Below are 14,611 nucleotides of genomic sequence, written 5' to 3' on the forward strand. Positions count from 1 at the left end.
ACGCACAACGAATGTGAGCAATCCATGGCAATGACCGCACGTCAGCGAGCCAGAGTAAGCCTGTATGTCCAGGCCGGAATCTTTGTTGTGGCCATCGCCGCGCTGATCCTGGCCACCGACTGGGAGACCATCGGGAACAGCGTCTTCAACTTCGCCAAGATCGGTCCGATGTTCCCGGGCATCTTCATGACAGGCCTGACGAACACCCTGATCTACACCTTCCTCGGCTTTATCGTGGGCCTTTCCGGCGGTCTGCTGCTGGCCCTGATGAAGCTCTCCAGCTTCCCGCTGTACCGCTGGATCGCCACCGGCTACATCGAGTTCTTCCGCGGCATCCCCGCGCTGCTGGTCTTCATTGCCTTCGGCTACGGCGTACCGCTGGCCTTCGGCGTCTCGTGGAACATCACCGTGATCGTCATGATCTCGCTGGGCATGGTGGCTTCGGCCTACATCGCTGAAACCCTCCGCGCCGGCCTGCAGGCCGTGCCGAAAGGCCAGCTGGAAGCCGCCCGCTCCCTGGGCATGCCGCAGTGGCGGGCCATGATCACCATCGTGATCCCGCAGGCATTCAAGATCGTGCTGCCGCCGCTGACCAACGAGGTCATCCTGCTCACCAAGGACTCCTCGCTGATCTACGTCCTGGGCCTGACAGCCTCGCAGTATGAGCTCACCAAGTTTGGCCGCGACGGCATCTCCAGCCTGGGCGCCGGCTTGACGCCCCTCCTGGTGGCCGGTGCTTTCTATCTGGTGATCACCATCCCCCTGAGCTTCCTGGCCCGGAAGTTCGAAAGCCGCACCGCGCGGAACAATCGATAGGCAGGGAAGACCATGAACGACGTCGTACATTCCTCCGCCGGAAGCACCGGCACCATTCACGCCGCGGGCGTGGCCATCAAGGACCTGCGCAAGTCCTACGGTTCCAATGAAGTCCTCAAGGGCATCAGCCTGAATGTGGCGCCGGGCGAAGTGGTGTGCCTGATCGGGCCGTCCGGATCCGGCAAGTCCACCCTGCTGCGCTGCGTGAACCTGCTGGAGCAGCCCAACGAGGGCAGCATCCATGTGGGCGGTTTCGAGGCCACGGACCCCGACGTGGACATCGACAAGATGCGCCGCAAGGTGGGCATGGTGTTCCAGCAGTTCAACCTGTTCCCGCACCTGGACGCCAAGCGTAACTGCAGCATTGCCCAGACCAAGGTCCTTAAGCGTTCGCAGGCGGAGGCTGACGCGGTGTCCATGCACAACCTGGAGCGTGTGGGGCTGGGACACCTTGCCGACCGGTTCCCTGACCAGCTCTCCGGCGGCCAGCAGCAGCGTGTGGCCATCGCCCGCGCGCTGAGCATGGATCCGGAGCTGATGCTCTTTGACGAGCCCACCTCGGCACTGGACCCCGAGACAGTGGGCGATGTCCTCTCCGTCATGCGGAACCTCGCCAAAGAGGGCATGACCATGCTGGTGGTGACCCACGAAATGGGCTTCGCCCGTGAAGTGGCGGACCGCGTGGTGTTCATGGACGGTGGCGTAGTTGTTGAGGAAGGTGTGGCCGAGCAGGTCATCTCCTCCCCCACGCAGCCCCGCACCAAGGAGTTCCTGCGCCGCGTCCTCGACCCGACACACATCGGTCTCGAGGAGTAGGCGCTTTTCGACGCGCTGATGCGCCGGCGATGCACACTTGCCCTGGCGCTGCCGAAATACCGGCAGCGCCAGGGCATGTGCGTGTCACAGGAGCTTTTGCGCGTCGGGAACCGCAGAACGCGGACGACGGCGGGACGCGCCGTCCGCTGCGGGCTTCGGTTTGCGGCGGGGCCCTTTACTTCGCCCGGTGCCGGAGCCCACAATGGTCCCTCTACAGCCTCCACTGGCTCAGCAGCGTGCTGCCCATCCAGCTGCCGTCCCACCCCGGCAGGCCAATAGAGGAGCGCCGGCATGACAGACCCGACAACCACCCCGCGGCCAGCCTCGGCTGTGTCGGCTCGTGCTGCACGGCTGGCATCGATTCCCTCGTTCCAACGGGTTGACGCCTACCTTACTGAGGCCAGCCTGCGCCGGAAGGGCCAGTCGGACGTCTGTGATTTCACTTTCGGCAATCCGCACCAGATGCCGCCGGACCGGTATGTCAATACGCTGCGCGATGCCCTTACTCCGCAGCACGACCAGTGGTTCGCCTACCAGACCAACGGCGAAGCTGCCCGCGAGGCCGCTGCGGACTCCCTTCAGCGGCTGCTGGATGTGCCGTTCCGTAAGGAGGACATCTACCTCACTACCGGCGGTTTTGCCGCCATTGCCTTGGCCCTGAAGACGGTCAGCGATCCGGGTGATGAGGTCATTTACAGCCTGCCCCCGTGGTTCCTGTATGAGCCGCTGATTCTTGAAGCCGGACTGGTTCCGGTGAAGGTAAAGATCAACACCACGACCTTCGACGTGGATCTTGATGCGATTGGGGCCGCCATCACGGAGCGCACCCGGGTTGTGATCGTCAATTCGCCGAACAATCCCACGGGGCGAATCTACCCTCCCGAACTGCTGCTCCGGCTGGCGGAAATGCTGGAGGCGGCCTCGGTGAGGATCGGCAGGCGGATCTATTTGGTCTCGGATGAGGCCTATAACCGGATTGTGTTTGACGGCCTCCGCTTCCACAGTCCCGTGGAGTTCTATGCGCACACGCTGCTGGCCTATTCCTACGGCAAAACGCACCTCTCCCCTGGCCAGCGGGTGGGCTACCTGGCGCTTCCGCCCACCATGCCGCAGCGGGAGGAGATGCGTCCTGCCATCACCGGCCTTCAAGTGGCGATGGGGTGGGTGTATCCGAATGCCCTGCTGCAGCATGCACTTCCCGACCTTGAGAAATTCACCGTCGACGTCGGCCAATTGCAGCGGCGCCGGGAGCGGCTGGTGGAAGCGCTGGGTGGCATGGGATATCGTGTCCACCGGCCCGAGGGCACGTTCTACCTGTTTGCAACCTCCCCCATTCCGGACGACGAGGCGTTCACCGAGTCACTCGTCCGGCGGGATGTCTTTGTTTTTCCGGGTGTGCTGTTTGAGACCCCCGGCTTCTTCCGGATCTCTCTCACGGCCAACGACGACATGATCGAACGCAGCCTGCCTGCATTTGAAGCCGCCATGAAGGAAAGCATGAACAGGCCTGGCACACACACGTAGCCATGAATGACGCAGACGCCGCAGTCCGGCTGGTTGGGTGGCCGGTTTATCGTCCAGTACGGACTGCAACCACCTGGAAGGCAAGGTCGAAGGAGCGGCCCACGAAACCTCGTGAACCGGTGATGCCGAACGAATAGCGGTCCAGACGGCTGGCCTGCGCCGTAACGCTGACCAGGCCGGGTTCCGGGGCTTCCCAGGACAGGACCTTCACTTCCACGGCAGCTTCCACTCCATGCATGGCCACTGTCCCGGCAAGAAGTATGGCACCTCGGTCCTCGCGAATCCCGGTTGACGAGAACGTGATACGTGGAAAAGCGGCTGCATCGAGCAGGCCCCGGCCTTTGACGTCGTGGTCCCGCCGCTCATTGGCGGAGTCGAAACTGGCCGCGTCGATGGTGGCCCTGGCGCTGCTCCCGGCCAGTGTTGACGAGACATTCAGCAGCCCGGAGGAGATAGTGAAGCCGGCACGCACTTTTCCCAGGCCGAACATGTGCCGGGAGGAGTAGGTGACGCTGGAGCGTTCGGGATCCACCCGGTACGTGCCGGCGTCCGGCAGCGTGATGACTTGTACGGCTGGCTGCGTGGTCATGGTTTGTTCCTTAGGGCTTGGCCCGCTTCCCCCGCGCCGGGAAATTGCTGATGTGTCAACAACTCTGCTCTTGTTATGCTGACGTGTCAACAACTATGTGGTTCCTCCAGGGAAAGGATGCACGTTGCCTGAATATCGCCGCCTGACCCGGGACGAAGAGGAAGTGTGGTTTGCCTACATCCTCTTCAGCCGGCAACTCGCAGCCGGAATGGAAAGGCAGTTGGCCGGAAGCGGAGTATCAGGCGCCGATTACCAGATGCTCGCTCCCCTCGCCGCGGCGGGCGCCGGCGGAATGCGGGCCCGGGACCTCGGCCACAGTGCCGGCTGGGACCGCAGCCGGCTTGCGCATCAATTGCGGCGGATGGAAGAACGTGGGCTCGTCCGCCGGGAACCGGCGCACGATGATGCCCGCGGCATTCTGGTTCACATAACGCAGGCCGGCCGGGCCGCCCTGCGTGCAGCAGCTCCGGGGCACATCGAGTGGGTCAGGGAGAACTTCCTTGAGGTGATGACTCCTGAGGAGCGGCGCTTGCTGGTCGAGCTGTCCTCCCGCGTCATGGCGAAACTTGAGCCGGAATCCCCCTCTTAGCGTGCCAGCACTCCCCGGACTGCGGCGGCGGCGGCCTCTTTGATCCTGGCGTGCAGTGCCTTCAGCCCGTGCCGGTCAGTGCGGACTTCCACGATGCTGCGGCCCTCGATCGGCTGCTGGAGTGCCTCAGCGAGTGCCGCCGTCGTACTTACCGAGCAATGGCCGACGCCGTACGCCGCGGCGAGTGCCGCGATGTCAACTGTGTGGGGGGTGCCGAAGAGGCGCTCGACGGCGTCGCCGTATGTTCCGGCCTCCCGTACAGTTCCATGTTCCAGCAGGTCGAAGATGGCACCGCCGGCATCGTTGAGTACTACTATCCGCAGTTGTGGCTGCTCTTCGCCGGAACCCAGCAGCAGGCCTCCGGCGTCATGCAGGAAGGTGACGTCGCCCAGCAGGACGGTGGTTTCCTGCCGGCCGCCGATCGCGATGCCGGTAGCTGTGGAAACAGTGCCGTCGATTCCGGCAAGCCCGCGATTGGCGTAAACGGTGGCGGCAGGTTCAGGGGACGGGAGGCCGGCGAGGTCCACGTCCCGGATCCCGTTGGAGGACCCGAGCAGCAGCTGGCCCCGGGTATGTTTCCACACCAGGGATCCGACAGCCGGACCGGTGGCAGGCGCTTCTTCAGACAGGATGCGGTCCAGCGCGTGCTGGGCGGCCGAGCCTGCGAGCAGCCAGGTGTCCAGCCATGTGGACGGGCCCCGGCCGGCAAAATCTGCCAGGTCCGCAAGGCTTTCAAGGGGCAGCTCGGTCCGTCGGCCTGGCTCGTACCAGGCCACGGGAACCGGCTGGTAGAGGGCGGACTGCACGTCTGCCCTTGCCAGAAGCGCCGCAACCGGACGCGACAGGGTGGGCCGGCCGAAGAGGACCACCCGCTCGATCGGCGTTGCCGACCCCGGCCCGAAGTGCTCCAGCAACAGCCGGTAAGGTCCCACGGCGTTCGGCCCGAACCGGGAGTTGGAGGAGGGTTCGGCCAGCAGCGGCAGTCCGTGGGCTCGTGCGAAGGCCTCCGCGACCGGGCCGGCGTCGTGGCCGGCAAGTACTACGGTGCGTCGTTCGGGCAGTCCGGCCGGCGCCGGCGGCAGGTTCATAATGAGCGGCTCCGTACCGATCCGGTAGCGCTGCATTTCGGCCACAGCCGGCAACCTCTCCTCAGGCGACGGGACCAGCGGATCCCGGAACGCGAGATTGAGTTGCACAGGACCGGGCGGGAGGTCGGGAAACGCCCCGGTCGCGGCAGACAGCCCCGTCTGGATGGCGCGGCGGGGGTCGGCACCGGCGGCTATATCCGCGGCGAACCGAACCTGCTCGCCGAAGAGGTCAGGCTGGATGGTGGTCTGGTTGGCACCGGTTCCGCGGAGTTCGTCAGGCCGGTCAGCGGAGAGCACAATCAGCGGGACAGCCGCGTGGTTGGCTTCCATTACAGCAGGCATCAGGTTCCCGACGGCGGTCCCTGACGTCGTGAGGACGGCGGCGGGTGAGCCGGTGGCCAAGGCCAGGCCGAGCGCCGTAAAACCGGCGGAGCGCTCGTCGATCCTGACAAGCAGCTCCACCATGCCCTCGGCCGAAGCCTCGGCCAGGGCGTAGGCCATGGGGGCCGATCGGGACCCCGGCGAGACAACCACGTGCTGCACACCGCCGTCGACCAATACCCCGACGGCGATCCGCGCGGCAGCCAACGCACTCAGCGAAGGTGGGGCGTCAGAAGCGCCTGCGGGGTACGTCTCTGCGGGGGAAGAACCTGTGGAGGCCGAGTCATGGGGCGAAGCGTTGGGGGCAGAATCGTTGTGCGAAGTCACCAAACCAGTCTGCCACCCCGGACGCTCCCTTCCTTGATGTGGGTTTAACCGGAACGCTCTATCACCTGCCGCCCAAGGCCGGACGGCAGGTGATAGAGCGTCGCCAGAAAACCCCTGTTAAGTGATAGAGCGTCGCAGTGGGGCCTACGCGTCGGTGCGGAACACCTGGATCACGGACGGACGGGGTGCGCGCGCCTGGCCTGGGGCCGGCGTCGCACCTGCCGCAACGTAGTCCGGGAAGAAGGACAGCTGCGCATCGAAGGTGCCGTCCTCGCCCGGGTGCTGTACGGCGACGAAGACGGTGCGCTCCTCGTCATGGATGATGGGGCCGCAGGTTTCGCCGTCGCGCGGGACGGCAAGGAACTGCTCCACCTTGCCGCGCTCGGCGCCGTCAAGGGTGACCTTGAACAGGCCGTCCGCCCGGCCGATGCCGGAGGGGGCGCCGTCGGTGGAGATCCAGAGGTTGCCCACGGAGTCGAACGCTAGGTTGTCCGGGCAGGAGATGGGAGAAACCTTGTCCACCGGGAAGCCCGAGAAGTAGGTGACGTCACCCTGCGCCGGATCGCCGCAGACCATCAGCAGGTTCCAGGTGAACGTGGTGGAGGTCTGGCCGCCCGTTTCGGTGATTTCCACGATGTGGCCGTCGCGGTTCTGGGTGCGCGGGTTGACCTCGGTGGCACCCTCGTTGGACCCGACGCCGCGGTTCGAGTTGTTGGTACAGGCCACGTAGACCTTGCCGGTGTGCAGGCTGGGCTCCACGTCCTCGCAGCGGTCCATCTTGGTGGGGCCAACCTTGTCGGCGGCCAGACGGGTGTAGACCAGGACTTCCTCGACGGACATGCCGGGAACGGCTGAGGCCCCGTCCACCACCAGCGGCAGCCATTCACCAATGCCGTCAAATGCACCGTCGGAGGGCACGGCCCCGGTGCCGGTGATTTCCGTGGCCGGGGAGTTGCCGGTGAACCGGGCCACGTAGAGGCTGCCCGCGGACAGCAGGGTCATGTTGTGCTTGCGGTCGCCCTCCCGGTACTTGTCCTTGGAGACAAACTTGTAGAGGTAGTCGAAGCGCTCGTCGTCGCCGGAGTAGGCCACGACGTGTCCGGATTCGGCGATGATCACGTTGGCGCCCTCGTGCTTGAAGCGGCCGAGCATGGAGTGCTTCTTCGGGGTGGAGGTGGCGTCGAACGGGTCTACTTCGACGATCCAGCCGAAGCGGTTGGCCTCGTTCTCGTAGCCCGGGTTGCGGGTGTCCCAGCGCGGCTCGTCCAGTTCCCATTGGCGGGCGGTGGGCTTGTTGGTGATGCCGTAGCGCTTGTCGCCTGCTGACGTACCCGGCGCCACGAAGTAACTCTGGAAGTTCTCTTCACCGGAAAGGATGGTGCCCCACGGGGTGGTGCCGCCGGCGCAGTTGCCCAGGGTTCCCCTGATGACGCGGCCGGAAGGGTCTTCAACGGTCTTGACCAGCGCCGAACCGGCTGCCGGGCCGGTCAGTTCATACTTCGTGTTGTTCAGGTAGCGGCGGTTGAGCGGTGCGCCCTTGACGTAGGTCCAAGGCTTGTTTTTGTTCTTGCGCTCCAGCTCCACCACGGTGAGACCGTGTGCGGCTGCCCCCACAGCACGCATCTGGTCCGCGGGCATGGTGGCGGGGAACATGATGTTCTCGTTGGTGTACTCGTGGTTCGCAAAAAGCACCGCTCGGCGGCCTTTGCTGCCGGGGATCTCCAGGATGTCCGTGTAGTCGTTGTTGTACCCGAACTGCTTCTCCTGCGCCGCGGCTGTCTGGTTGTTCAGGTCGAACTGCGGAGCGTCGTTGAAGATCGGATCGCCCCAGCGGATCACCGGCTGCCAGGTGAACCCTTCAGGAACAGTGACGGCGTCCACGGCGGCGTCAATTGACGGGATGGCAGTGAACTGCAGCTTGGACTTGCCGAAGCCTTCCTTTGCCGCCTTGGACAGGCCTGCAGCGTTGGCGGACTCCGGCGACGTCGCTGCTGAACCAAGGACGACGGCGAGCGCGCCGGCGGCGCCGAAGCCCAGGGCGGCGCGGCGGGACATGGTGGCGGAGGCGATATCGCGGAAGTAGCTGTTGGAGCTGGTGTTGCAGACGTCGCCGGCGCAGGCGTTGTCGCACTTCAGTGCGCAGGTGACGGCGCTGCGCTTGCCCTTCGTGTGGCCGAGCATTGGCAGCAGGGTGAACTTGCGGGCAGTCGTTTCAGACATGGGGGCCTTCCAGGGAAAATCGATGCGGTTCACACACCCTGTCAAGCGGTTTCTACGCGGAGTCATCCGGGAAGTGAAGTTCCGGTTAACCGCGCGTGACCTGCAGGAACGGTGTCAAGCGTCGGCGCAGGGACAAGCCACACGTGAGCGGGGGTCCACCGGGAAGGCGCAAAAGTCCTAGGGAGCCAGCAGTGCGTGGACGCGGCGGAGCCTGGCCAGCCACCAGTCCCGGCGTTCCGGCGATGCCGCGTACTTCTCAAGCAGCCCGGCGTCGGCGGAGACGTCGCGGAGGCGGATGGCGCCGTCGTCGGACACCAAGGGATCCACGCTGATGTCCGATTCGAAGAGGGACACCGTGCCCAGCCCGCAGGCATAGGGCAACTCAGGGAGCGCGGCCGCCAGGGCAAGGCCTGCGCGGATGCCCACCGAGGTGTCCAGCGCAGAACTGACGACGGCGGGAAGCCCGGCCTGCGCCACGATCTCCAGGGCGCGCCGCACTCCCCCAAGGGGCGCCACTTTGACCACGAGTAGGTCTGCTGCGCCGGCCCGCGCCACGCGCAGGGGGTCGGATTCCTTGCGGACGCTCTCGTCCGCGGCGATCAGCACCGGGGTTGCGGCGGACCGCATTGCCCGGCGGACCTCGGCCAGGCCCTCGATGGTGGGGACCGGCTGCTCTGCATACTCGAGCCGGACCTCCGCCAGCCGCGTCAGGGCCTCAACGGCGGATGGCACGTCCCAGCCGCCATTGGCGTCCACCCTGATGGCGGCCTCCGGCAGGGCGGAACGGACGGCGGCGAGGCGGGCGGCGTCGTCGTCGAGGGTCTGGCCGCGCTCGGCCACCTTGACCTTAACGGCGTCCACCCTGCCAAAGCGTGCCAGAACCTCCGGCACCCGTTCTGCCGGGACGGCCGGAACGGTGGCGTTCACGGGAATCAGCGAACGCAGCGGCGCGGGGAAGCCGGACCAGGCGGCCTCGATTGCGGCGGCAAGCCAGCGGGAAGACTCGGCGTCGCCATACTCCGGGAACGGGCAGAACTCGCCCCAGCCGGCCGGCCCCTGCAGCAGCAGGGACTCGCGCTCCATGATGCCCCGGAACTTCACCCGCATGGGCAGGCTCACCACGTGGGCGCCGGCCAGCAGCTCCTCCAGCACGGGCAGGGGACGCGGGTCAGTAGGCATGGACCCACTGTACAAGCGGGAACCGGCAGCCCCTTCCAATGCATATCCATATGGATATATGATGAGCGCATGGCACGGGCAGCAACCACCACTGACGCGTTCAACGCGGTAGCCGAGCCGCGCCGTCGGGAAATCCTTGACGTCCTGACCCAGGGCGAACGGCCGGTGGGGGAACTCGTGGAGATCCTGGGCCTGGTCCAGCCCCAGGTTTCGCGGCACCTGCGTGTACTGCGCGAGGTGGGTGCCGTGGAGGTGCGGGAAGAGGGCCGGCAGCGGCTCTACAGCCTCAACCCGCAGGCGCTAAAGCCCATCCACGACTGGGTATCGGGCTACCAGCACCTCTGGGAGGAACGCTTCGAGCTGCTGGATGGGGTTCTAGCCGGCCTCCAGCAGGAAGACACGCAGGAGTAAAGGAGCAGGGCAATGACGCGGACAGGCATCTTGGGAATGACTTTTCCCAGCGACCGGGAAATCCTCCTCACCCGGACCGTCAACGCACCCCGGCAGCTGGTCTACAGGGCCTGGACCACCCCCGGGCTCGTCAGGCAGTGGTGGGCAGGCCGGCGCGGTGAGATGACCGTTGCGGAAATGGACTTCCGGGTCGGCGGCGCGTGGCGGTACGTGATGGTGGCGCACGGCGGGTTCGAGGTGGCCTTCCATGGCACATACCGGGAGATCGTGCCGAACGAGCGGATTGTCCACACCGAGATCATGGAGACGCCGGGTCCGGCGCCTGACAGCGACGAAGGGGCTGTGGTCAACACCGTCACCTTCAGCGATGCCGACGGCGGCGCCACCCTGGTCAGCATCCGTACCGACGCGGGCAGCAAGGAAGTCCGGGACCTGATTGCCCGGTCCGGCATGGAAGGCGGCGTGCGCGAGCAGTTCGAACTTCTCGAGGAACTCGCACAGAACCCGGGTTAAGCACCGGGGCGGCCGGGATGCCCCCCGGCGGGCTGCCCACATGCGGCGGGATCCCAGCTTTTTGTGACACCCTTGAACCGATGACTTCTCAACGGCAGGCACCCAGCAGGACCGCAGCCCGACCCGCACCTGGGTCGGGCTTCCTGTTCGTCCTCGCCACGCTGGCGTGCGTGGCCGGGCTGATGGCCACCTACTACTACTTCGTCCAGACCACCACGGGCCAGTTCATCGACGAATCCGCGCTGGTGGAAGCGGTGGAACTGCACGGGCCGGCGGGCAAGGCCACCACCCGGTTCCTGGACCTGCTGCCCACCGTGTCACTGGTGATGGCCGCCGTCGTGGTTCTGTTTGTCACGGTCATTCGGAAGCGCTGGGCGGAGGCCGGGATTGCCGTGGCTGCCTGCATCGGGGCGAACATTGCCACCCAGGTGCTGAAGGACCTGCTGCCGGCCCGCCCGGACAAGGGCGTGATCACCCTCGAACTGAATTCGCTGCCGTCAGGCCACACCACGTTGGCGGCGTCGGCCGCGGCCGCGGTGTTCCTCATGGCCTCACCGCGCTGGCGCCCCATGGCCGGGTTCGTGGGCGGCACCTTCGCCATCGCATCCGGCGTGTCCACGCTGATCAACCAGTGGCACAGGCCCGCGGATGTGGTGGCGGCGTTCCTGCTGGTGGGCGCGTTCATGATTCCCGCGGGCTGGCTCATTATCCGGCGGGGGACGTGGAATGCGTGGGACGGCTTCGGCGGGCACGTCGGTTCGGCCAGCGTCTGGCTGACGCTGCCGGTGCTGATTGGGCTGGCGTCGGCGGCGGTGGCGCTGTATTCACTGGCCCGCATTGCACCGGGACCGTGGCAGGAGACCAGCACCACGCACTACTTCTGGGCCGGGATCTCACTCATTGTGATCGCCGGCTACCTGGCCACGGTCGCCACGACGTCCCTGTTCGCGTATGCCGCACGACGGCGGGCCTCGCCAGGGCGCTGACAGTCACCCGGCGTTGAGGCGGGTGAGGAGCAGGGCCTCGGCCAGGATGGCATTCTCGAAATCACCCAGGTGAATCGACTCGTTGGCCCCGTGGGCACGGGAGTCCGGATCCTCGGCCCCGGTAATGAGGATGTCCGCCTCCGGATACAGCTTGTTCAGGATGTTCACGGCCGGGATCGAACCGCCAACCCCCATGCAGACAGAAGGCACGCCCCACGACTCTTCCATCGCCGCCAGCATGGCCTGCGCGGCAGGTGCCGAAGCGTCTCCGGCGAACCCCTCTGTCCGCCCACCAGGGGTAAACGTCACTTCGGCACCGAAGGGCGCGTGAGCCTCCGCATGCCGGCGCACCGCCTCCATGGCCGCGGCGGTGTCGCTGTCCGGTGCCAGGCTCAGGCTGAACCTGGCCCGGGCCACCGGCAGCAGCGTATCGGAGGACAACGCCACGCTTGGGGCGTCCACTCCGATGATGGCCAGCGCAGGCTTGGTCCACAGCCGCGACGTCAGAGTTCCCGAGCCGGCCAGCCTTACCCCCGGCCGGACCCCCGAGTCGGCCCGGAACTCAGCCTCGGACAGCGGCGGCCCCGGATCATCAGATGCGGCCAGGCCCTCCACGGCAACGCTGCCGTCGTCGTGGTGAAGCGTGGCGAGCAGCCTGGACAGCGCGGCGACGGCGTCCACCAGCGGACCGCCATACGTTCCCGAATGGAGGGCGTGGTCCAGGACGCGGACCTCGATGGTCCCAAGGACCAGCCCGCGGAGGCTGGTGGTCAGTGCCGGGACGCCTACCTTCCAGTTCCCCGAGTCGGCGACTACCAGGACATCGGCGCTGAGCAGGCCAGCGTGCTGCTGCAGCAGCGACGGAAGGCTCGGTGAGCCGGCTTCTTCCTCGCCGTCGATGAACAGGGTCACGCCCACGCCCAGTTCATCCCCCAATACCCGCAGCACATTCCGGAATGCGGCCAGGTGCAGCAGCACGCCCGCTTTGTTGTCCGCCACTCCCCTCCCCCACAGCCTGCCGCCCCTGGCGACAGCCTCAAACGGCGGACTGTCCCAGAGTTGGAGGTCACCGGCCGGCTGAACGTCGTAGTGCGCATACAGCAGGACGGTCGGCCGGCCAGGCTTTGCCGGCCAACGGCCCACCACGGCCGGCGCGCCCGGGGAACCATCCGGGCGGGGAGCCTGGAGGATGTCGACGTCGGCAATCCCCGCTTCACGGACCAGGCCGGCTACCTGCCCGGCTGCTTTGTCCAGCTGGGAGGGGTCAAAGGCTTCCCAGGCCATCGCCGGAATCCGGACCAGCCCGGTGAGTTCCCCGACAGCGGAAGCGAAGTCCGCCTGCACGGAACGGCGCAGTTCGGACAGAAGGCGCGGGTCCTTCGCCGCCATCCTGCTACCCCACTCCGTGGCGCTGGAGCCACATTTCCAGGAGGGCGAACTGCCACAGGACATTGCTGTTCACCGCTGTGCGCTGGGTGTTGGGGTCAGCCAGCAGCGAGTCGATGTAGTCCGGCCGGAAGATGCCCCGCTGCTTGGCTTCGGGTGCGTGCAGGGCGTCGCGGACCATCGAAATGAACGGTTCCTCAAGGTGCCGCAGGGCTGGTACGGGGAAGTATCCCTTGCGTCGGTCCACCACGGCAGCGGGAAGCATCTGCCGGCCCAGGTCCTTCAGGATGCCCTTGCCGCCCTGGGATGCCTTGAGCTCCGGCGGGCAGGCCGCGGCGAGTTCCACCAGTTCATGGTCCAGGAACGGCACGCGGGCCTCGAGCCCCCACGCCATGGACATGTTGTCCAGCCGCTTGACCGGATCGTCCACCATGAGCAGGTGGGTGTCCAGCCGGAGCACGGCGTCCAGGGCAGTGTCGGCGCCGGCCTCAGCCAGATGGGACGCCAGGACCTGGCTGCTCACGTCGGGCCCGGTGAACCATTCCGGCTCCAGGATCCGGAGGAGCTTCTCGTGGCTGTGGTCAACGAACGAAGCAGTGAAGGCTGACTGGGCTTCGGACCGGCCAACGCCTGCCAGCGGCTGGTGGTAGCCGTAGCCGCCAAAGACTTCGTCCGCGCCCTGGCCGCACTGCACCACTTTCAGGTGCTCGGTGACGGTCTTTGAGAGCAGGTGGAATGCCGTGACATCGTGGCTGGACATGGGCTCGGACATGGCCTCCACGGCGTCACCGATGGACGGTGCGAACTCCGAGGTGCTCACGTGCAGGCGCTCATGCCGGGTGCCGAATTCGCGGGCAATCAGGTCCGAGTACTCGAACTCGTTTCCCGAGTCCCCACCGGCGCCGTCAAAGCCGATGCTGAACGTGGACAGCCCGTGCTGCCCCTCCTCCGCAAGCAGGGCCACCAGCAGGCTCGAATCCAGTCCTCCGGACAAAAGGACGCCCACCGGCACATCCGCAACCATCCGCCGTCGTACCGCCGTCCGCAGGGCATCCCGGACGGCGTCCTGCCAGTCGCCTGCTGACCAGCCGGCGTGCTCGTCGCGGCGGGTGTAGGAGGGCTTCCAGTATTCGCGGTCGTGCCAGGTGCCGTCCGCGCGGACGGTCCGGATGGTGGCGGCCGGCAGCTTGCGGATCCCGCTGAGGATGGTCCGCGGTGCCGGGACGATCGAGTGCCAGCTCAGGTAGTGGTGCAGGGCCACCTCATCAACGGACGTGTCGATCCCGCCCGAGGCAACGAGCGCCGGCAGGGTTGAGGCGAAGCGCAGCCGTCCTTGCAGCTCCGCCACATAGAGCGGTTTGATGCCCAGCCGGTCACGGACCAGGAGGACCTCGCAGCGGCGGGAATCGAACAGCGCGATGGCGAACATCCCCACCAGGTGGTGGACAAAGTCTTCGCCCCATTTCCGGTAGGCCTTGAGGATCACTTCCGTGTCGCTGGTGGAATGGAACGTGAACTCGGGTTCCAGCTCGCGGCGCAGTTCCTTGTAGTTGTAGATGCACCCGTTGAAGGTGACAGCCAGGCCGCCGTCGTCGAGCATGGGCTGGGTCCCGCCGGATGAGAGGTCGATGATGCTGAGCCGCTGATGCCCCAGCGCAACCCAGCCGGCATGCCAGGTTCCCCTTCCGTCGGGTCCCCGCGATGTCATGGCCCCCATCATGTCCAGAACCGCCTCCTGGGAGGCCGTTCTCCCGTTGAAGGCGATCTCGCCGGCTATTCCGCACAT

Annotated in this window: 13 protein-coding genes; 7 read left to right on the forward strand and 6 right to left on the reverse strand. The window is 66.3% G+C overall.

What is annotated here, in order from left to right; translation table 11 throughout:
• The first annotated feature begins 24 nt into the window (after positions 1–24).
• From CXX84_RS03160 to CXX84_RS03170, 3 genes are all read left to right on the forward strand, one after another.
• Entirely contained in the window at positions 25–816 is a 792-nt protein-coding gene (locus CXX84_RS03160) for an amino acid ABC transporter permease (RefSeq protein ID WP_102975230.1), read from the forward strand.
• 12 nt (positions 817–828) lie between these two features.
• A complete protein-coding gene (locus CXX84_RS03165) occupies positions 829–1,632 on the forward strand; it encodes an amino acid ABC transporter ATP-binding protein (protein WP_102975231.1) in 804 nt (267 codons plus the stop codon).
• A 291-nt stretch (positions 1,633–1,923) separates the two neighbouring features.
• Positions 1,924–3,156: an aminotransferase class I/II-fold pyridoxal phosphate-dependent enzyme gene (locus CXX84_RS03170; protein WP_102975232.1), complete on the forward strand. Its 1,233-nt coding sequence runs from the start codon at positions 1,924–1,926 to the stop codon at positions 3,154–3,156.
• A 46-nt stretch (positions 3,157–3,202) separates the two neighbouring features.
• Here the strand turns inward: CXX84_RS03170 and CXX84_RS03175 are convergent, their stop codons facing one another.
• Complete coding sequence (locus tag CXX84_RS03175; protein ID WP_102975233.1) at positions 3,203–3,745, reverse strand: YceI family protein; 543 nt, start codon at positions 3,743–3,745, stop codon at positions 3,203–3,205.
• Between the two features lie 124 nt (positions 3,746–3,869).
• Here CXX84_RS03175 and CXX84_RS03180 point away from each other — a divergent pair, with 124 nt between their 5' ends.
• Positions 3,870–4,334, forward strand: a complete 465-nt coding sequence (locus CXX84_RS03180; protein ID WP_223252930.1) for a MarR family winged helix-turn-helix transcriptional regulator — start codon at positions 3,870–3,872, stop codon at positions 4,332–4,334.
• On the opposite strand, the gene menD is transcribed toward CXX84_RS03180, so the two are convergent.
• The 3 genes from menD to CXX84_RS03195 all read right to left on the reverse strand — a co-directional run bounded on the left by menD (position 4,331) and on the right by CXX84_RS03195 (position 9,529).
• The gene (gene menD / locus CXX84_RS03185) at positions 4,331–6,130 is read right to left on the reverse strand and encodes a 2-succinyl-5-enolpyruvyl-6-hydroxy-3-cyclohexene-1-carboxylic-acid synthase (RefSeq protein ID WP_102975234.1); all 1,800 of its coding nucleotides are present in this window, start codon (positions 6,128–6,130) and stop codon (positions 4,331–4,333) included. The genes CXX84_RS03180 and menD overlap by 4 nt on opposite strands.
• A 144-nt stretch (positions 6,131–6,274) precedes the next feature.
• The gene (locus CXX84_RS03190; RefSeq protein WP_102975235.1) at positions 6,275–8,350 is read right to left on the reverse strand and encodes a PhoX family protein; all 2,076 of its coding nucleotides are present in this window, start codon (positions 8,348–8,350) and stop codon (positions 6,275–6,277) included.
• A 177-nt stretch (positions 8,351–8,527) separates the two neighbouring features.
• Positions 8,528–9,529, reverse strand: a complete 1,002-nt coding sequence (locus CXX84_RS03195) for an o-succinylbenzoate synthase (protein WP_102975236.1) — start codon at positions 9,527–9,529, stop codon at positions 8,528–8,530.
• A 69-nt stretch (positions 9,530–9,598) separates the two neighbouring features.
• On the opposite strand from CXX84_RS03195, the gene CXX84_RS03200 reads away from it, so the two are divergent.
• From CXX84_RS03200 to CXX84_RS03210, 3 genes are all read left to right on the forward strand, one after another.
• Complete coding sequence (locus CXX84_RS03200) at positions 9,599–9,940, forward strand: ArsR/SmtB family transcription factor (RefSeq protein WP_102975237.1); 342 nt, start codon at positions 9,599–9,601, stop codon at positions 9,938–9,940.
• Positions 9,941–9,976: 36 nt separating this feature from the next.
• Positions 9,977–10,453, forward strand: a complete 477-nt coding sequence (locus tag CXX84_RS03205; RefSeq protein ID WP_223252931.1) for an SRPBCC family protein — start codon at positions 9,977–9,979, stop codon at positions 10,451–10,453.
• An 80-nt stretch (positions 10,454–10,533) separates the two neighbouring features.
• On the forward strand, positions 10,534–11,439 hold the full coding sequence (locus CXX84_RS03210; RefSeq protein WP_102975239.1) for a phosphatase PAP2 family protein: 906 nt from the start codon (positions 10,534–10,536) through the stop codon (positions 11,437–11,439).
• A 3-nt stretch (positions 11,440–11,442) separates the two neighbouring features.
• Here CXX84_RS03210 and CXX84_RS03215 read toward each other — a convergent pair whose 3' ends face one another.
• Positions 11,443–12,828 (reverse strand): M20/M25/M40 family metallo-hydrolase, encoded by a 1,386-nt coding sequence (locus CXX84_RS03215; protein ID WP_102975240.1) that lies wholly within the window; start codon positions 12,826–12,828, stop codon positions 11,443–11,445.
• Between the two features lie 4 nt (positions 12,829–12,832).
• Positions 12,833–14,611 (reverse strand): N-acetylglutaminylglutamine amidotransferase, encoded by a 1,779-nt coding sequence (locus CXX84_RS03220; RefSeq protein WP_102975241.1) that lies wholly within the window; start codon positions 14,609–14,611, stop codon positions 12,833–12,835.

The organism is Arthrobacter sp. AFG7.2, assembly GCF_002892835.1.
Classification (GTDB): domain Bacteria; phylum Actinomycetota; class Actinomycetes; order Actinomycetales; family Micrococcaceae; genus Arthrobacter.